This window comes from Brachybacterium sp. GCM10030267 (genome assembly GCF_042666875.1).
Taxonomy (GTDB): domain Bacteria; phylum Actinomycetota; class Actinomycetes; order Actinomycetales; family Dermabacteraceae; genus Brachybacterium.
In genome coordinates this window covers 408,205-426,577 of the sequence record NZ_JBHTCX010000017.1, presented here as the reverse complement: position 1 = coordinate 426,577, position 18,373 = coordinate 408,205, and the positions used below count along the sequence as shown (strand labels likewise).

The following is an 18,373-nucleotide window of genomic DNA, read 5'->3' as shown; positions in this document are numbered from 1 at the left end:
GATTGGTGCGGCCCGCTACTACGCTGTCCCGGTTCTCGTTCCTTCGATCGAACCGGATGATCCCCATGAGCACCGCTGCTGAGTCCGCCCGTCCCGGAACCGCCACGGGGCGGACGGACGACGATCCTCCCGCCCCGTCCCGCGCCCGTCGGCGTCTCGGGCTGCTGCCCCGGATCGTCGCCGCGATCGTGCTCGGCGTGCTCCTGGGCCTGGTCATGCCCGAGGCGATTGCCCGCGTGTTCACGACCTTCAACGGTCTCTTCTCCGCGTTCCTGGAGTTCCTCATCCCGCTGATCATCGTGGGCCTGGTGACCCCGGCCATCGCGGAGCTCGGTCGCGGGGCGGGACGGATGCTCGCCGCCACCGCGGGAATCGCCTACCTCTCCACCCTGCTGTGCGGGATATTCGCCCTCGCCGTCTCCCTGCTCGTGCTGCCGCGACTGATCGGCGGCGCGGAGGTCGCCACGCTGGAGAACCCCGAGGACTCCGCGATCGCCCCGTACTTCAGTCTCGAGATCCCGCCGGCGTTCGAGGTGATGACCGCGCTGATCCTCGCGTTCTGCCTCGGCATCGGGCTCACCCTGGTCCCGCGCGGTGCGCTGCAGGAGTCCTTCGAGCAGCTGCGCACGATCGTCGTCCGCACCATCGAGGCGATCATCATCCCGCTGCTGCCGCTGTTCATCTTCGGCATGTTCCTCGGGCTGACCATGAACGGCCAGATCTGGACGGTGATCGGCACCTTCCTGACCGTCGTCCTGCTGGTGCTGGCGATGACCGTGGTGGTGCTGCTGGCCCAGTTCTCCCTCGCGGGCTGGGCGAGCGGCCGCAACCCGCTGCGCATGCTGTGGACGATGGCGCCGGCCTACGCGACCGCGCTGGGCACCAGCTCCTCGGCGGCGACCATCCCGGTGACCATCGAATGCACCAAGCGCAACGGGGTCCCCGCCGCGATCGCCGACTTCGTCGTGCCGCTGTGCGCGACCATCCACCTCGCCGGCTCCACCCTGAAGATCACCACCTTCGCCGTGGCCATCATGATCGTCACCGGCACGCCCCTGGACGTCGGCGCCCTGATCGGCTTCGTCGCCATGCTCGGCGTGGTGATGATCGCCGCTCCCGGGGTGCCCGGCGGCGCGATCATGGCGGCCGCGGGCGTGCTGTCCTCCGTGCTCGGCTTCAGCGAAGCCGCCGTCGGCCTGATGATCGCCGCCTACATCGCGATCGACTCCTTCGGCACCGCCACCAACGTCACCGGTGACGGCGCCATCGCCGCGCTCATGTCCCGGCTGCGCACAGGCCGCCTCCCGCAGGCGGCCGAGGGTGCGCCGCGTCCGGAGATGCACGGGGTCTGACCGCCGCTCCCGTTGACGGTCCCCTCAGCCGCACGTAGCCTTCTCATATGAAGATGTCATCAGATGTGCAGGTGTCGTCGCGGGTCGGCGACAATCCCGGTGATGACCTGGTCGACCCGGGGCGGGTCGCGCTCGCCCGTGAGCGCATGCCAGGCGAGGCCGACGTGGCCGACACCGCGGACGTCTTCTCCCTGCTCGGCGAGCCGAACCGGCTGGCGATGCTGCTCGCCCTCCTGGACGGGGAGCTGTGCGTGCACGACCTGGCCGCGGTGACCGGACAGTCCGACTCCTCGACCTCGCACGCCCTGAAGCTGCTGCGCGCCCATCGCGTCGTCGCCCCGCGGCGCGACGGGCGCCGCGTCTTCTACCGGCTCGATGATCCGCACGTGCGGATGCTGCTCGATCTCGCAGTGGCCCACACCGCGCACACCGAGGCCGCCCATCCCGAACGCGAGGGGCACGGCTGATGGCTGCGGGGCACTCGCACTCCCACGGATCCGCCCATGAGGCGCTGAGCGCCGGCGGCCGCCACCGCTCGCGCCTCGCGCTCGCCGCGGTGCTGGTCGGCGCGTTCTTCCTGCTCGAACTGATCGCCGCGCTGGTCTCGGGCTCGCTCGCGCTGCTGTCCGACGCCGGGCACATGGCGGCCGACGTCCTGGTCCTGTCGGCCGCGCTCGGGGCGACCGTGGTCGCAGGCCGTCCCGATCGCAGCGGGCGCCGCAGCTTCGGCCTGTACCGGGTGGAGGTCTTCGCCTCGCTGCTCGCCGTGCTGGTCATGCTGGCCGTCGCCGCCTGGGTGATCATCGAGGCGCTCGGCCGGATCGGCGAGGCGACGAGCGTCGGCACGGGGGTGATGCTCGTGGTCGGGCTGCTCGGCCTCGCGGTGAACCTCGTGGTGATGCGGCTGCTGGCCAAGGGTGCGCAGGAGAGCCTGAACGTCAAGGGTGCCTACCTCGAGGTCCTCGCCGACACGGTCGGCTCCCTCGGTGTGGTGATCGCGGCCGTGCTGGTGGCGCTGACCGGATCGACGCTCGCGGACACGGTCGTCGCCCTGGCGATCGGCGTCTTCGTCGCCGTGCGGGCGGTGATTCTGGGCCGCGAGGTTCTCGGCGTGCTCGCCCAGACGACGCCCCGGCACCTGGTCCCCGCCGAGGTCGAGGAGGACCTGGCCGGGGTCGCGGGCGTGAGCGAGGTGCACGACCTGCACCTGTGGACGCTCACCTCGGGGATGGACGTGGCGACCGCTCACCTGCGCATCGACCACGGCTGCGACCCCCACGGGGTGCTCGACGAGGCCGAGGTGCTGCTGCGTGACCGCCACGGGCTGGAGCACTGCACGCTGCAGATCGAGCCGGAGGACCACCGCAGCGACCACGAATCCGCGTGGTGAGCCCGCCGCCCGGGGCGGCGGGGATCGTATGCTCGGAGCCATGACTTCCGCCGCCGCAGCATCCGAGACCTCCGCGCCCGGCACCGCGCCGCTGACCGCCGTCGTCACCGGTGCCTCCTCCGGCATCGGCCGCGCCACCGCCACCCGCCTGGCCGCCGACGGGTGGCGCGTGCTCGCCGTCGCCCGACGCGAGGAGAAGCTCCGCGAGCTCGCCGCCGAGACCGGCTGCGAGATCCTCGCCGTCGACGTCACCGACGACGACTCCGTGGCGGCGCTGACCGCCCGGGTCGAGGACCTCTTCGGCGGCACCCTGAACTCGATCGTCCACGTCGCCGGCGGCGCCCTCGGCGTCGATCCGGTCGCCGAGGCGGATCTGGAGAAGTGGCAGGGGATGTACGAGTCCAACGTGCTCGGCGCCCTGCGGGTCACCCGGGCGCTGCTGCCCGCGGTGCGTGCGAGCGGCCGCGGTGACGTGCTGTTCGTGACCTCGGTGGCCGCCCACGAGGCCTACCCCGGCGGCTCCGGCTACAACGCCGCCAAGTCCGGCGAGCACATGCTCGCCCGTACCCTGCGTCTGGAGCTGAACGGGGAGAAGGTGCGCGTGATCGAGGTGGCCCCGGGAATGGTCCGCACCGAGGAGTTCTCCCTGGTGCGGCTCGGTGACCGGGACGCGGCCGACAAGGTCTACGAGGGCGTCGAGAACCCGCTGACGGCCCAGGACTGCGCCGACGTCATCGCCTATGCCCTCAGCGCCCCCCACCACGTCAATCTCGACCTGGTCACCGTGCGCCCCCTCGCCCAGGCCGCCGCGCACCGGGTCGCCCGGCACCAGGGAGTCTGATGGCCCACGGGGCCGGGCATCCCGCGGCCCAGGTCGCAGACCACCGGACGGAGCGGCCGGACCTGCGCCGGGTGCTCGCCCTGTTCCGCCCCTACCGTGGCACCCTGCTCGCCGTGCTGGCCCTGATCGCGATCGCGGCGGCCGCCGGGGTCGTCTCCCCGTTCCTGATCCGCGAGATCGTCGACGTCGCCCTGCCCGAGCAGCGCGCGGACCTCCTGGCCTGGGCCGTCGGCGGCCTGGTCGCCGTCACCATCGTCTCCAGCGCCCTCGGCGTCACCCAGGCGATGCTGTCCACGCGCGTGGGCCAGGCCGTCATGCACGACCTGCGCGTCTCCCTGTACGGGCACCTGCAGCGTCTGGGCCTGGGTTTCTTCACCCGTACCCGCACGGGAGAGATCCAGTCCCGCATCTCCTCGGACATCGGATCCATGCAGGCCGTGGTCACCACGGTCATGACCCAGATCGTCTCCGCCGGCGCCGGCGTGGTGATGGCTCTGGTCGCGATGGTGGCGCTGGACTGGCGGCTGACTATGTTCTCCCTCATCGCGCTGCCGCTGGCGGTGTGGATGAACCGGCGGGTGGGGCGCCGCCGGCGGGTCATCGTCCGCACCCGGCAGGAGAAGGCCGCGGATCTCTCCGCGGGCATCCAGGAGTCGCTGTCCGTCTCCGGCGTGCTGCTGGGGTTGACGATGGGGCGCTCGCAGGCGCTGACGGAGGCCTTCACCGCGGACTCGCGCGAGCTCGCCGACCTCGAGGTGCGCTCCGAGATGGCCGGCCGCTGGCAGATGGCCGTGTTCACCACCGTCATGGCCCTGTTCCCGGCGCTGACCTACTTCGTCGGCGGCCATCTGCTGTTCCGCGACTCCGGGGGAGGGGGCGTCACCATCGGCACCCTGGTCGCCTTCATCGCCCTGCAGTCCAGCCTGTTCCCCCAGATCAACAGCCTGCTGCGGGTCGCCACCCAGGTCAACAGCTCCCTCGCCCTGTTCACCCGGGTCTTCGAATACCTCGATATCCCGGTCACGGTCGACGACGCCCCCGATGCCGTCCGGCTCGACGTGGCCCGGGTGCGCGGCGAGATCCGCTTCGAGAACGTCTCCTTCGCCTACCCCGAGGCGGACGAACCGGCGCTGCGGGGCCTGGACCTCGTCGTCCCCGCCGGGAAGCACACGGCCGTGGTGGGCACCACCGGATCCGGTAAGACCACCACCGGATATCTCATGGCCCGCCTCTACGACCCCGATTCCGGTCGCATCACCCTGGACGGTCACGACCTCCGCCAGGTCGCCCGCGAATCGCTCGCCGAGAGCCTCGGGGTGGTCACCCAGGAGACCTACCTGCTGCACGCGACCGTCGCGGAGAACCTGCGCTTCGCCCGGCCGGACGCCCAGGACGAGGATCTCGAGCGCGCCTGCCGGATCGCCCAGATTCACGAGCACATCGCGGGACTGCCCGACGGGTACGCCACCGTGGTGGGCGAGCGCGGGTACCGGTTCTCCGGCGGCGAGAAGCAGCGTCTCGCGCTGGCCCGCGCCATCCTCCGCGACCCGCCGGTGCTGCTGCTGGACGAGGCGACCTCCGCGCTCGACGTCGCCACCGAGCGGGCGATGTCCGGGGCGCTCGGCGCTCTCGCCCGCGGGCGCACCACGGTCTCGATCGCCCATCGGCTCTCGACCGTCCGCGACGCCGATCAGATCCTCGTCATGTCCCACGGCGAGATCATCGAGCGCGGCACCTTCGCGGAGCTGGTCGCCCGCGGTGGCGCGTTCGCCCAGCTCGCCGCGCAGGATTCCTCCGGCCAGGGCGCACTGCGGTAGCCCGGCGCAGTCCGGTCGGCGCGCCGCCTACGACCAAAGGGGGAGAGGGATCTCCACCGCTGGCGGGATGTGTGGGGGCGGCCTGCGGAGCGAGGATCGGAGCATCGCCGGGCGCACCCGCCCGGCGGTGACCACAGCTCCGAGCGGACAGGACGCCATGATGGCGATGACGCACCCCGACGACCCCTCGTCCCGGCACCGCGGCGGCAAGCCCGCCGCCGGCCGACCGGTCCTGTTCGTGCTGCTGCTGGGGCTGGCGGCGGTCGGGGTCCTCTGGCTGCTGGTGGCGGGCCCGAGCATCACCGTGCCGCTCGCCGTGGCCTCGGCAGCGGGACTGATGGCGCTGGTGGGCCTGACCTGGGTGGTGGCCGGGCCGCGACTGTGACGAGCGAGCGCTCAGACGTCGATCTCGATCTCGCCCTCGCCACGGGAGACGCAGGTGATCATCTGATCATCCTTCTCATCGTCCATGAGGAACTCGTCCATGTGCTCCACCTCGCCGGAGACCAGGGGGACCACGCAGGTGCCGCACACGCCGCCCTCGCAGGAATAGTCCATCGGGATGCCGGCGTCGAGCAGCGCTTGCAGGAGGGATTGCCCTTCCTGGACCTCGACCGTCATGCCCGACTTCAGGCACTTGGCGGTGAAGGGCTCTCCGAACAGCGACATGGGTGCTCCTCCAAGCTGGATCGTCCCGACGCCCGGGATCTGTGACGTCGGCGGGAACGCGCCCACCAATATCCCACGCCGGCGGCTCAGGCGAACAGGACCGGCCGCCCAGCGTGAGCCCTGTCTCAGCATGGCGGGCTCAGGCGGCGTTCCCCTCCTGGCCCTCGCCGTGACCGTCGTCCTCGTCGTCCTCCTGGGATCGGGGCGGTGCGGGGGCTGCCGCGGAGCCGGGGGTGGGCGAGGCGACGGAGGCCCGGTCGCCGTGACCGGTCGAGCCGGTTGCACCGGTGGTCGGGGCCGACGGGCTCAGGGCGAGCGCGGCCGGACCGAAGCTGAGGACCAGCATGGCGGTGGCGCCGAGGGCTGCGGCACCGGCAGTGGCCCGGTCGCGCAGGCCCCGATGGGCCGCAGCGCTCCCGGCCTCGGGGAAGGTGCCCTCGGGCAGTCCCGCGCACTCCTCCGCCCCAGGGATGTGCGACGAGGGGCGCGGACGATGCGCGGAGCGGGACTCGTCCTCCATGTCGGTTCCTCCTTCAGGGACCTGCCGGCGATCTGCCGATGGGGCCATCCCATGACGTCGACCTGAACTGCGGCTGTGCACACCGCGCGGTTTCTCTGTGCCCCGCGGCGCCGGGACCCGGTTCCGCCGTGGGCCGAGTCGCCGTGTCATCCGCATCTCCTGCCCTCGCCGCCGCGTGACCGGTCCGCAGGCGCCGCGTACACTGGCCGCCATCGGCATCGACCCGGCCATCACCGGAGAGCCGCGGGAAGAACCGCCCGGCCGCCCGCACGCGGGCGCGGGCCCAGTAGAACCCGCCGGGACCAGCCCGTCACAGCTGAGGAACGAGGGGACGTCCCGTCGGCCGTCGGCCGGCGCAGGGCGTCAACCGGGGTGGTACCGCGCCACCGGCTCCGGCCGGCAGCGTCCTCGGACAGCGAGATGTCCCAGCCGCCGTCCCCAGTTCTCCCCTCGGAGGTCCGCCCCATGGTCTACCCGGTCACCGGAGGCCCGCTCGTCCCCTCTGTGAATCTGCCTGCGCTCGAGAACTCCGTCCAGGAGTTCTGGCGGGCCGACGACACCTTCCGCGCCTCGATCGCCCAGCGCGAGGGCTCCGAGGAGTTCGTCTTCTACGACGGGCCGCCCTTCGCCAACGGCCTGCCGCACTACGGCCACCTGCTGACCGGCTTCGTCAAGGACGTCATCCCGCGCTTCCGCACCATGTGCGGCTACAAGGTCGACCGCCGCTTCGGCTGGGACACCCACGGCCTGCCCGCCGAGCTCGAGGCGATGCGCGAGCTGGGGATGACCGAGAAGTCCGAGATCGAGGAGATGGGGCTGCAGGCGTTCAACAACGCCGCCCGGAACTCGGTGCTGAAGTACACCAAGGAGTGGGAGGACTACGTCACCCGCCAGGCCCGCTGGGTGGACTTCGAGAACGATTACAAGACCCTCGACGTCTCCTACATGGAGTCGGTGCTGTGGGCCTTCAAGACCCTCCACGACCGCGGGCGGGCCTACGAGGGCTACTACGTGCTGCCGTACTGCTGGAAGGACCAGACGCCGCTGAGCGCGCACGAGCTGCGCATGGACGAGGACGTCTACCAGGAGCGTCAGGACCAGACCGTCACCGTGACGTTCCCCTTCACCGGGGAGCGGGCCGAGGAGCTGGGACTGGCGGGCGTGAAGGCCCTGGCCTGGACCACCACCCCCTGGACGCTGCCGACGAACTTCTCCCTCGCCGTCGGCCCCGAGCTGGACTACGCCGTGGTCCCGGCCGGCCCGCTCGGCGCCGCCGACGGCACCGCCGTCGGCGAGGGACGCTTCCTGCTGGCCGCCGACCTGGTGGGCGCGCACGCCAAGGAGCTCGGCTACGAGGACGCCGAGGCCGCCGTCGTCGCGATCGAGCAGCGCCACTTCGCCGGTCGCGAGCTGGAGCACGTCGCCTACGAGCCGCTGTGGACCGTCTACTCCGAGGACCGGGAGCGCTGGGGTACCCAGAACGCCTGGATCGTCACCGTCGCCGACTACGTCTCCACCGACGACGGCACCGGCGTGGTCCACCAGGCCACCGCCTACGGCGAGATCGACCAGCAGGTCAACGCCGAATACGGCATCCCGGTCATCGTCTCTGTCGACGACGGTGCGCAGTTCCTGGACTACTTCGCCGGCACCGACCTCGACGAGATCGCCGGGCTGCAGGTCTTCGACGCCAACCGGCCCCTGATCCGCAACCTCCAGCGCGCCGGCCGCCTGTTGCGCGAGACCAGCTACGTCCACTCCTACCCGCACTGCTGGCGCTGCCGGACCCCGCTGATCTACAAGGCCGTCAGCTCCTGGTACGTGAAGGTCGCCGACCAGCGCGAGCGCATGCTCGAGCTGAACGAGCAGATCGACTGGGTGCCGGGCAACGTCAAGGACGGCCAGTTCGGCCGGTGGCTCGAGGGCGCCCGGGACTGGGCGATCTCCCGCAACCGGTACTGGGGCTCGCCGATCCCGGTGTGGAAGAGCGATGACGCGAACTACCCGCGCACCGAGGTCTACGGCTCGCTCGCCGAGCTCGAGGAGGCCTTCGGCACCCTGCCGCGCGACGAGCACGGCGAGGTGAACCTCCATCGCCCCTACATCGACGAGCTCACCCGGCCGAACCCGGACGACCCCACCGGCCGCTCGACGATGCGCCGCGTGAGCGAGGTGTTCGACGTCTGGTTCGACTCCGGGTCGATGCCGTACGCCCAGGTGCATTACCCCTTCGAGAACGCCGAATGGTTCGAGTCCCACAACCCGGCGGACTTCATCGTGGAGTACATCGGGCAGACCCGCGGTTGGTTCTACACCATGCACGTCCTCTCCACCGCGCTGTTCGACCGGCCCGCGTTCTCCAGCGTGATCTGCCACGGCATCGTGCTCGGCGAGGACGGGCAGAAGATGTCCAAGTCGCTGCGCAACTACCCCGACGTGCGCGAGATGTACTCGACCTACGGGGCCGACGCCATGCGCTGGTTCCTCATGTCCTCGCCGATCCTGCGCGGCGGGAACCTCATCGTCGACGAGCCCAAGATCCGCGACGCCACCCGCCACGTGGTGCTGCCGCTGTGGAACGTCTGGTACTTCCTGGCGCTGTACGCCAATGCCGCCGGGGACAAGGACGCCGACGGGCGGCCGACGGGCTACCGGGGACAGGCGCGCTACGACTCCGACGACGTCATGGACCGCTACCTGCTGGCCCGCACCGGTGATCTGGTGCGCGGGGTCAAGGGGTCGCTGACCGCGCTGGCGATCGCCGACGCCGCCGAGCAGATCCAGGACTATCTGGACATGCTCACCAACTGGTACGTGCGCCGCTCCCGCGACCGGTTCTGGGAGGGCGACGCGCAGGCCATCAACGTGCTCTCGACGTGCTTGGAGACCCTGTGCCGGGTCACCGCGCCGCTGCTGCCCATGGTCACCGAAGAGATCTGGAAGCAGCTGACCGGCGGGCGCTCCGTGCACCTGACCGACTGGCCCGATGACGCCCTGTTCCCGCGGGACGAGCACCTCGTCGCGCAGATGGACGACGTCCGCCACATCGCCAGCGTCGGCAACTCGCTGCGCAAGAAGGAGCAGCTGCGGGCCCGGCTGCCGCTGGCCGAGCTCACCGTGGTCCACCACGACCCCGCCTCGCTCGAGCCGTTCGCCGCGCTCATCGCCGACGAGCTGAACGTCAAGCACGTGCGCCTGCTGGACGTCACCAGTGAGGAGGCCCAGGGCATGGGCGTCGAGCAGCGCCTCGTCGTCAACGCCCGCGCCGCCGGGCCCCGCCTGGGCAAGCAGGTCCAGGCCGTGATCAAGGGATCCAAGAGCGGCGACTGGTCCGTGGACGAGTCCGGCCGGGTCACCTCCGGCGGCATCGCCCTGGAGGAGGGGGAGTACTCCCTGGACCTGGTCGCGGGGGAGACCTCGGCCATGGAGGGGCGCGCGGTCGGCGTGCTGCGCGGCGGGGACTTCCTCGCCCTCGATACGCGGGTCAGCGCCGAGCTGGAGGCTGAGGGCACCGCCCGCGACGTGGTCCGGGCGATCCAGTCCGCGCGCCGCGAGGCGGGCCTGGACGTCTCCGACCGGATCCGCCTGACCGTGGACGGCGACGAGGCGGTGACCTCCGCGGTCGCCGCGCACCGGGACCTGGTGGCCGCGGAGGTGCTCGCCGTGGATCTCGCGGTGCCGGCCGCCGCTGCCGAGGGCGCGCACAGCGCGAGCGAGACGGTCTCCGGCGGCGCCGTCATGGTGTCCGTGGCACGCGCCTGAGGCCGCACCGGGCCGGGGCGGTGGGCGAGCTGTTCGCCGTCCCGGCCCGGTGTGGCGCTTCTCCAGGTCCGCTCATGGCCTCACGGCAGGGCCACGCTTCCTGCAGGCCAGGCGCCCGAGCCGGTGAATTCGGCGTGGCGTCTGGATTGCAAGTCGGTATCAGCTGGTCAGAGCGTAGATGTGTGACCGCCGCGTCGCTCTATGCTGAGCACGGATCCATCCCCGGGATCCCTGACCTCGGAGATCACGATGGTTCTCGCCTCTTCCTCGTCGCGCCCCCTCGCGCCGGTCCTGTCCGTCCCGGTTCGCGCTCGAGTTCGTCGGCGCTCGCCGGCGCTCCTCGTCCTTACCCTGGCCCTGCTCGCGGCCGTCGTGCTCGCCGGCGCCCCGTCGGCTCGTGCCGAGATCCCGCCGCCGGGCCTGGGAGGCTTCTCGCCGGGATTCCTCATCACGGACACGAGGATGTTCGACTTCGAGTCGATGACCGGAGCGGAGGTCGATGCCTTCCTCGAGGAGCGGGGGGAGAAGTGCATTGACGGCACGGACGGCGCGGCCTGCCTGAAGAACTTCACGGCGGATACGCCGCATCGAGCCGAGACCGCCTATTGCGCGGCGATCCCCGCGGCGCGGAACGCCACCGCCGGCCGCATCATCGCCGACGTCGCCCGCGCCTGCGGCGTGAACCCCCAGGTGATCCTCGTGATGCTCCAGAAGGAACAAGGACTGATCACGACAAGGAACGCGACGCCCCGCCAGCTCGAGCAGGCGCTGGGCTTCCGCTGTCCCGACTTCGACGGCTGCGACCCGGCTTTCGGCGGATTCGCCCAGCAGATCTACCACGGCACCTCCCGGCTGCAGGAGTACGGCGACCCCGCCCGCAACTACCGGTACCAGGCGGGCAAGACCTACGACATCCAGTACAGCCCGTATGCCTTCTGCGGCTACGGCGAGGTGAAGATCGCCAATCGTGCCACCGCTGCGCTGTACAACTACACGCCCTTCACGCCGACCCAGGCCACCCTCGATGCCGGGGCCGGGGCGGTCGCCGATGACGTCTGCGCGACCTACGGCAACCGGAACTTCTTCCGCAACTTCTCGCTGTGGTTCGGCTCGCCCACGGGAGCCCCGGCGGATCGGCACCCGATCTCTGCAACGTGGAGCAAGGATCCGGCGGCACCCTTCACCGATGTGCCCTACGGCAGCTCGATCTTCTTCACCGAGATCGCGTGGATGAAGCACACCGGGCTGTCCACCGGCTGGTCCGACGGGACATACCGCCCGCTCGAGCCCATCGCCCGCGACGCCATGGCCGCCTTCCTCTACCGCGCCGCCGGCTCCCCGGAGTTCACCCCGCCGGAGAAGTCCCCGTTCACCGACGTCAGCGCGAAGACGTCGATCTTCTACAAGGAGATCTCGTGGGCGGAGTCCGAAGGCATCACGACCGGCTGGCCGGACGGCACCCATCGCCCGCTGCAGCCCGTGGCCCGTGACGCCATGGCGGCCTTCCTCTACCGCGCCTCGGGGTCCCCGGCATTCACCGCGCCCGCCTCCTCCTCGCTGACCGACGTCACCCGGGACTCCTCGATCTTCTACCGGGAGATCACATGGGCCGACGCGGAGGGCATCACCACCGGCTGGCCGGACGGCACGTACCGCCCGCTGGATCCCATCGCCCGGGACGCGATGGCCGCCTTCGTGTACCGGATGAGCGTGGACTGACAGCTCGGGCGAAGAACGCCGCTCAGCGCATGTCCTCCCGGCCGACCTCGACGACCTGGTCCGAGACCACGACCACCCCCTCGCCGACGTAGCGCCCCTCGAGGTCGGCCTGCAGCCGGGCTAGGACCGGGTTGCTGTCGGTGCTGCCGCGCACGGAGCCGTAGTACCCGCCGGTCGGATCGATACCGCGGGACGTTCGCAGCACGGACTCGTGCGCGTTGGTGATCTGTGAGGATTCGCCATGCGTCTGCTGCGGCGCATCGAGCCAGGCGTCGCGGACGTTGGGCGCAGCGACCCGGCTGCCGTCGACCCGATGCCCGTCCAGATCCAGCCGCGGCACCGGATCGGCGATGTGGATCGGCGCGTACCCGGGCGAGGGGAACCCGGCCACCTGGGGCGTCGGCGCCCACACCGGGTTATGCGCCACATTGACCACCTCGGTGCGGCCCTGAGCCGGCACGACCGTCTCGACCGGGGATCCCACCGAGAAGATGTGGGTGACGTCGTAGGAGCCGAGCCGGCCACTGGTGCTGTTGAACGCGGGGTCCGCCGCGAGCTGCGCGGCCGTGAGCCCGCCCTGGGAGTGGCCGACGAACAGGACGTCCGCGCCGGGCGGCACTCCCGTCGCCTCCATGGCGGCCCTGACGTCCGCCATCGCCGCGGACTCCTGTCCGGCCATGGACCGCAGGTTCGAGTCCCAGCCGGCGGAATTTCCCTGCGGACCCCACGCCTGCGGATCCCAGATGGGCTCCCCGCCGGTCGGCGGCGCATGGACGATGTAGGCCTCGCCCCCGTCCGCCGCCCGGACGGTCTGGATGCGCACCTGCCCCGAGCTCGTGCCGTCGTACCCGCCGGCCGCCACCCCGACGACGCCCGACCGCCGCGCCTCATCGTTCGCGACGATCAGATCGGCGAGGTCCTGCGGGGTCGACGGATGGAGGATCTCGCGGACGCCGTGCACGGTGACATCCGTCCTCGGATCGAGGAGCCCGGTGTCGGTCACCAGCTCGGCGGGTGCGATGGCGGCGGAACCGGCAGCCAGCAGCGTGCTCGCGCCCAGCTCGGCGATCGTCGGCACGCGCTCCCCGGTGGCCCAGTCCTCCAGCAGGCCGCCGAGGGCATCGCCGTCCCGGTGGGCCTGCTCGAGACCGTCGGAGTCCAGGCCCAGCCGGCCGGCCGCCCACCCTGCTCCCTCCAGCGCCTGGTCGACGCCCCACCCGATCGCGTCGGAGACGACGCCCGCGAGGTCCGACGCGGCACCCTCGAAGGGCTCCTCGAGCCAGCCGGGCAACCGCGGATCGTCCCGGGTCAGGTAACCGGATCCGTCGGTGGCACCGCGGTCGCCGTGGCCGTCGTGGCCGGATAACGGTCCGGGCCGCCCGGCGGCTTCGGCGACCCCCGCCGCGGAGGCGGCATCCTGCCGGGCGGCTTCGGCCATCAGCATGCCGGAGAGCGCGAGCAGCTCCGTGCCCAGCTGAGTGAGCCGCGCCGAGGCCAGATCGCTCCATCGCGCGCGGAGGACGTCGGCATCCGGGCCGACCCAGCCGACCCTCGCCACCACCGGGTCCAGCCGCCCGCGGAGCTCGGCAAGATCCTCGGACGCCGAGCGCAGCCGGTCGCCGTGGGCGCGGGCCCGCCGCGTATCCATCCCCCGGAACGCGAGCGCGTGGGACATCGCACTGCCTCCCCTCGCCTCTCCGGGACCGCGCTGGCCGCGCCGGCCGTCGGATCGAGGCTATGAGCGGGCAGATGCTCCCGCGCCCGGCGGTGCCATCGAGGTGGACGGCCACGCGCTGGGGAGGAACCATCACAGCGGTCCCTCGTACACTGATCGGCGCCCCGTACGCCCCGCAGATCCCAGGAGCCGCTGTGCCGAGTTCTCCCCGCCCGGGTACGTCCCGCCCGGTCATGTCGCCCGAGCTCCGTGAGGTCTACGCGGCGCTGCTCGAGCGCGCCCCCGAGAACCGGATCGAACCGGACCTCTCGCGGATCATGCGGGTGATGGAGCTGATGGGCGACCCCCAGCACGCCTACCGCTCGATCCGCATCGCCGGCACCAACGGCAAGACCACCACGGCGCGGATCCTGGAGCGGATACTGCGGGAGGCCGGGCTGCGCACCGGGCGCACCACCAGCCCGCACCTGCACTCACCCGTCGAACGGATCGCGATCGACGGAGCCCCGATCGACGAGGAGGGCTTCCTCCAGGCCTACCGGGACGTCGAGCCGTTCGCGGCGATCGTCGACGCCGAATCGGAGGCCGCCGGGGGAGTGCCGCTGACCTACTTCGAGTATCTCACCGCCATGAGCTTCCAGGCCTTCGCCTCCGCTCCGGTGGACGTCGCCGTGGTCGAGACCGGCCTCGGCGGCACCTGGGACGCGACCGGTGTGGTCCGTCCCGACGTCACCGTCATCACCCCGATCTCCCTGGACCACCAGGAGTACCTGGGGGAGACCATCGCCGAGATCGCAGGGGAGAAGGCCGGCATCCTCACCGCCGAGGCCACCGCGGTCATCGCCTCCCAGCCCTACGAGGACGCCGCCGACGTGCTGCGCGACCGGATTGCCGAGCTCGGGGCCGACGCGGCGATCGAGGACCAGCAGATCGGCGTGCTCGCCCGGACCCCCGGCGTCGGCGGCCAGATGCTGAGCCTGCAGGGCATCGCGGGGCGCTACGAGGAGGTCTTCCTCTCCCTCCTCGGCGAGCACCAGGCGCGCAACGCCCTGCTCGCGGTGTCCGCGGCGGAGGCGCTGCTGGGCGACGGCGGCACCGTCCTGGATAAGGACATGCTCACCGACGCCCTGTCCTCGATCACCTCGCCCGGGCGCGCCGAGGTCGTGCGGCAGTCGCCGACGATCCTGCTGGACGCCGCCCACAACCCCGCCGGCGCTCTCACCCTGGTCGAGACCATCCGTGAGAACTTCCGCTTCACCCGCACCGTCGGCGTCGTCGGGATCCTGGCCGAGAAGGACGCCGAAGAGATCCTCGGCGCCCTCGAATCCGTGCTGGACAGCGTGGTCATCACCCAGTCGTCCTCACCGCGCGCCATCGCCACCGACGAGCTCGCCGACCTCGCCCGCGACGTGTTCGGCGACGACGACCGCGTCGTCGAACAGGGCAGCCTGCCCGATGCGATCCAGGCGGCCGTGGACCTCTCCGAGACCGAGGGCGATCAGTTCGGCGGCGTGATCGTCGCAGGCTCCGTCACGCTGGTGGCCGAGGTGCGCGACCTGCTCGGCGTCCCGCAGGAGGACTGACCATGCCGCTGGACCTCGCCCCGTCGCGCAGAGCCCACGGCGCCCAGCGCGCCCTGTCCGCCACCATCCTCGTCATCGAGGCGTTCGTGGTCTTCTTCGCAGTGCTCGTCGCCCACCAGCTGGTCCCCGACCAGAGGACCGTGACCTGGATCTGGGGACTGGCCACCGCGCTCGCCCTGGTGCTGTGCTCCGGACTGCTCCGGCGCGCCGGGTGGCCCTACCTGCTGGGCATGGTGCTGCAGCTCCCCGTGATCCTGCTGGGCCTGCAGGTCACCGCGATGTGGGTGGTCGGTCTCGGATTCGCCGGGCTGTACATCTTCGGTGTGTTCAAGGGCCACCAGCTGGACCGGGAGAAGGACGCCGTGGACGCCCGGGTGCGCGCCGCCCGCGGTCCGGGAGACGAGCCGGACGGCGAGGGCTCCGCGGGCTGAGGCGCCGATGCGGGGACCTCTCGCCGTCGTGGGTACCCTGGTGCCATGACCGCACAGCGCACCCTCGTCCTGCTCAAGCCCGACGCCGTCCAGCGCGGCCTGCGCGGGGAGATCATCCGCCGCATCGAGGCCAAGGGGTACGAGATCTCCGCCCTCGCCCAGCGCACCGCCACCTCCGAGGAGCTGGCCGCCCACTACGCCGAGCACGAGGGCAAGCCCTTCTACCCGGGTCTCGTGGAATACATGGGATCGGCCCCGCTGGTCGCGCTCGTCGCCGAGGGCGACAGCGTCATCGCCGGCTTCCGCTCCCTGGCCGGTGCCACCAACCCCACCGAGGCGGCGCCCGGCACCATCCGCGGCGACCTCGCCCGGGAGTACGACCTGCCGGTCATCCAGAACCTCGTGCACGGCTCGGACTCCGAGGAGTCCGCCGCCCGCGAGATCGGCATCTGGTTCCCCGAGCTCGGCTGAGCACCCGACCCATCGGTCCGTGCGGCACGCGCCGCGCCGGGAGATCCAGCGGGCTCCCCACGGCGCGATGCACAATATGGGCATGCAACCGGCCCTCGTCACCATCGTCTTCCTGGGGATCGCCGTCCTGGTGGCGCTCGGGATCCTGTTCGCGGTCGCCGCGCCCCATCTGCGCGGCCGCCGGGACGACGACGAGGGCCCGACGCCGCGCGATCGCCGTCACGTCTCGCGGACCTCGCGCGAGAAGAACTGACGCGTGGACTCCTGGCCGCGGCCAGGTGGCCCCGCGGTGACGTGGCCCCATGAGTGTCGGGCCCCCATGAGTGTCGGGCCGTCGCCTGCTCGCCGGACCATCGACGACGCCCGCCGACCGCCCGGCCCGCGTGGGACGCACCGCTTCTCCACAGGACCGTTTCTCCACAGTGCTGACCCGGGGCGGGGCCTCGCCACGGCGTCCGCCTAGACTGACCGCTGTCCTCGCCGCATCGTCGGCTTCCCCGACCTCGGAGGTGACCCGTGGACCCCAATGACATCCTCGCCCTGATCGCCGGCGGCGGTGGCAGCGTCCTCGTGCTCGGTGCCGGCGCGTGGGCGTACCTCCGCAGCCGGGGCAAGAAGTCCTCGGACCGCCCCGAGGACGAGCGGCGCCCCGGCACCGGCGAGCCGGCCGGCGGAGAGAGCCGCTCGGCGACAGCCGTCAAGGAACGGCCCGCCCCGCCCAGCTGGGCGGACACCCTCTCGCCCCCGGCGCCCAGCGCCGGCGAGAAGACCCCGGCGGAGCCGACCGCAGAACCCGGCCCCGCGGACAGCGCACCGCCCGAGGCCCCCACGACGCCGCCGAGCGAGCGCGCGCCCGAGCAGGTGCGGCCCGCGCGGCCGGAGACCGACGAGGCCGACCGAGCCGGCGGGCCGCCCGCTGCGGAGCACGCCCCCACCGCCGACGCCACGGCCGCGACGGAAACCGGCGCGCCCCCGCAGCAGCCGCCGGCCGAGGACACGACCGTCGCACCGGCGCCGGAACCGGTGGCCAAGCCCGAGGCCGAGCCGGAGGCCACGGCCGCCCCGCGCGTGCTGGAGACCCCCGAGGCACCGGCGGACCGGATGGTGCGCCTGCGCGACCGCCTCGCCCGCTCCGGGGCGCTCGGTCGCGGCATCCTCACCCTGCTGACCCGCGGCACGGGCGTCGACGAGGAGACCTGGGACGAGATCGAGGAGACCCTCCTGCTCGCCGATCTCGGGCCCGACGCGACCGACGAGCTGCTGGAGAACCTGCGCCGGCGCATCAAGGTCCTGGGCACCGACGACCCCGCCGCCGTGCGCGAGGCCCTCCGCGAGGAGCTGGTCACCCTCATCGACCCGGCCCTGGACCGGCGCGTCGCAGCCAGTCGCCGCACCGCCCCCGACGGCACCGAGGTCCCCTCGGTGATCCTCATGGTCGGGGTCAACGGCACCGGCAAGACCACCACCGTCGGCAAGCTCGCCCGAGTCCTGGTCGCCGCCGAGCGCTCCGTCGTCCTGGGAGCGGCCGACACCTTCCGAGCCGCCGCCGCCGACCAGCTGACGACCTGGGGCTCCCGCGTCGGCGTCGAGACGATCCGCGCCGACCGCGACGGCGCCGACCCGGCCGCGGTCGCCTTCGACGCCGTCAAGGAAGGCCTCGAGGAGACCGCCGACGTGGTCATCATCGACACCGCGGGCCGCCTGCAGAACAAGAAGGGCCTGATGGACGAGCTCGGCAAGGTGCGCCGCGTGGCCCAGAAGGGCCTGCACGGTGACGAGGTCGCCGAGGTGCTCCTGGTCATCGACGCCACCACCGGTCAGAACGGGATGCAGCAGGCCCGCGTGTTCGCCGAGGCCGTCGACATCACCGGCATCGTGCTGACCAAGCTCGACGGCACCGCCAAGGGCGGCATCGTCGTCAACGTCCAGCGCGAGCTCGGCGTCCCGGTGAAGATGGTGGGCCTGGGCGAGGGCATGGACGACCTGACCCCGTTCGACCCGTACGGCTTCGTCGACGCGCTGCTGGGGGAGTAGCGCCGGGAGCGTGGCGGTCGGACTCCGGGTCGTCCCGCCGTCGTCCCGCGGAGCGACCTGTTGGGTCACGGATTGATCACGCCAGCTTCTGAGTGTGGGTTATCCGGCG

16 protein-coding genes are annotated in these 18,373 nt (G+C 71.9%); 13 read left to right on the top strand and 3 right to left on the bottom strand.

Translation table 11 applies throughout. The features are described 5' to 3' along the window. Window positions 1-65: 65 nt before the first annotated feature. The 6 genes from ACFQS2_RS16450 to ACFQS2_RS16425 all read left to right on the top strand — a co-directional run bounded on the left by ACFQS2_RS16450 (window position 66) and on the right by ACFQS2_RS16425 (window position 5,785). Entirely contained in the window at window positions 66-1,352 is a 1,287-nt protein-coding gene (locus tag ACFQS2_RS16450) for a dicarboxylate/amino acid:cation symporter (protein ID WP_377794490.1), read from the top strand. A 47-nt stretch (window positions 1,353-1,399) separates the two neighbouring features. Further along, a complete protein-coding gene (locus tag ACFQS2_RS16445; protein WP_377794488.1) occupies window positions 1,400-1,819 on the top strand; it encodes an ArsR/SmtB family transcription factor in 420 nt (139 codons plus the stop codon). Then, entirely contained in the window at window positions 1,819-2,742 is a 924-nt protein-coding gene (locus tag ACFQS2_RS16440; protein ID WP_377794487.1) for a cation diffusion facilitator family transporter, read from the top strand. Before ACFQS2_RS16445 ends, ACFQS2_RS16440 begins: the two co-directional genes overlap by 1 nt. 40 nt (window positions 2,743-2,782) lie before the next feature. Beyond that, window positions 2,783-3,583 (top strand): SDR family oxidoreductase, encoded by an 801-nt coding sequence (locus tag ACFQS2_RS16435; RefSeq protein ID WP_377794485.1) that lies wholly within the window; start codon window positions 2,783-2,785, stop codon window positions 3,581-3,583. Further along, the gene (locus ACFQS2_RS16430) at window positions 3,583-5,400 is read left to right on the top strand and encodes an ABC transporter ATP-binding protein (protein WP_377794484.1); all 1,818 of its coding nucleotides are present in this window, start codon (window positions 3,583-3,585) and stop codon (window positions 5,398-5,400) included. Before ACFQS2_RS16435 ends, ACFQS2_RS16430 begins: the two co-directional genes overlap by 1 nt. Window positions 5,401-5,560: 160 nt before the next feature. Beyond that, entirely contained in the window at window positions 5,561-5,785 is a 225-nt protein-coding gene (locus ACFQS2_RS16425) for a hypothetical protein (protein WP_377020326.1), read from the top strand. Window positions 5,786-5,796: 11 nt separating this feature from the next. Here ACFQS2_RS16425 and ACFQS2_RS16420 read toward each other — a convergent pair whose 3' ends face one another. Beyond that, on the bottom strand, window positions 5,797-6,069 hold the full coding sequence (locus ACFQS2_RS16420; RefSeq protein WP_377020327.1) for a 2Fe-2S iron-sulfur cluster-binding protein: 273 nt from the start codon (window positions 6,067-6,069) through the stop codon (window positions 5,797-5,799). Window positions 6,070-6,208: 139 nt separating this feature from the next. After that, entirely contained in the window at window positions 6,209-6,589 is a 381-nt protein-coding gene (locus tag ACFQS2_RS16415; RefSeq protein WP_377794483.1) for a hypothetical protein, read from the bottom strand. Between the two features lie 465 nt (window positions 6,590-7,054). On the opposite strand from ACFQS2_RS16415, the gene ileS reads away from it, so the two are divergent. Then, entirely contained in the window at window positions 7,055-10,351 is a 3,297-nt protein-coding gene (gene ileS / locus ACFQS2_RS16410) for an isoleucine--tRNA ligase (protein ID WP_377794482.1), read from the top strand. A gap of 249 nt (window positions 10,352-10,600) precedes the next feature. Further along, window positions 10,601-12,070 carry an S-layer homology domain-containing protein gene (locus tag ACFQS2_RS16405; RefSeq protein WP_377794480.1) on the top strand — a complete coding sequence of 490 codons (1,470 nt, stop codon included), beginning with the start codon at window positions 10,601-10,603 and terminating at the stop codon, window positions 12,068-12,070. Between the two features lie 22 nt (window positions 12,071-12,092). On the opposite strand, the gene ACFQS2_RS16400 is transcribed toward ACFQS2_RS16405, so the two are convergent. Further along, on the bottom strand, window positions 12,093-13,745 hold the full coding sequence (locus ACFQS2_RS16400; RefSeq protein ID WP_377794479.1) for a hypothetical protein: 1,653 nt from the start codon (window positions 13,743-13,745) through the stop codon (window positions 12,093-12,095). 233 nt (window positions 13,746-13,978) lie between these two features. Between ACFQS2_RS16400 and ACFQS2_RS16395 the strand changes: the two genes are divergently transcribed. The 5 genes from ACFQS2_RS16395 (at window position 13,979) to ftsY (ending at window position 18,264) form a co-directional block, all read left to right on the top strand. Then, window positions 13,979-15,328, top strand: coding sequence for a bifunctional folylpolyglutamate synthase/dihydrofolate synthase (locus ACFQS2_RS16395; RefSeq protein WP_377794477.1), 1,350 nt, complete (start codon window positions 13,979-13,981; stop codon window positions 15,326-15,328). Window positions 15,329-15,330: 2 nt separating this feature from the next. Further along, entirely contained in the window at window positions 15,331-15,759 is a 429-nt protein-coding gene (locus tag ACFQS2_RS16390) for a DUF4233 domain-containing protein (protein ID WP_377794476.1), read from the top strand. Window positions 15,760-15,804: 45 nt separating this feature from the next. Then, entirely contained in the window at window positions 15,805-16,230 is a 426-nt protein-coding gene (gene ndk / locus ACFQS2_RS16385; protein WP_377020335.1) for a nucleoside-diphosphate kinase, read from the top strand. A gap of 82 nt (window positions 16,231-16,312) precedes the next feature. After that, a complete protein-coding gene (locus tag ACFQS2_RS16380; RefSeq protein ID WP_377794474.1) occupies window positions 16,313-16,483 on the top strand; it encodes a hypothetical protein in 171 nt (56 codons plus the stop codon). A 263-nt stretch (window positions 16,484-16,746) separates the two neighbouring features. After that, window positions 16,747-18,264 (top strand): signal recognition particle-docking protein FtsY, encoded by a 1,518-nt coding sequence (gene ftsY / locus ACFQS2_RS16375; RefSeq protein ID WP_377794472.1) that lies wholly within the window; start codon window positions 16,747-16,749, stop codon window positions 18,262-18,264. The last annotated feature ends 109 nt before the right edge of the window (window positions 18,265-18,373 follow it).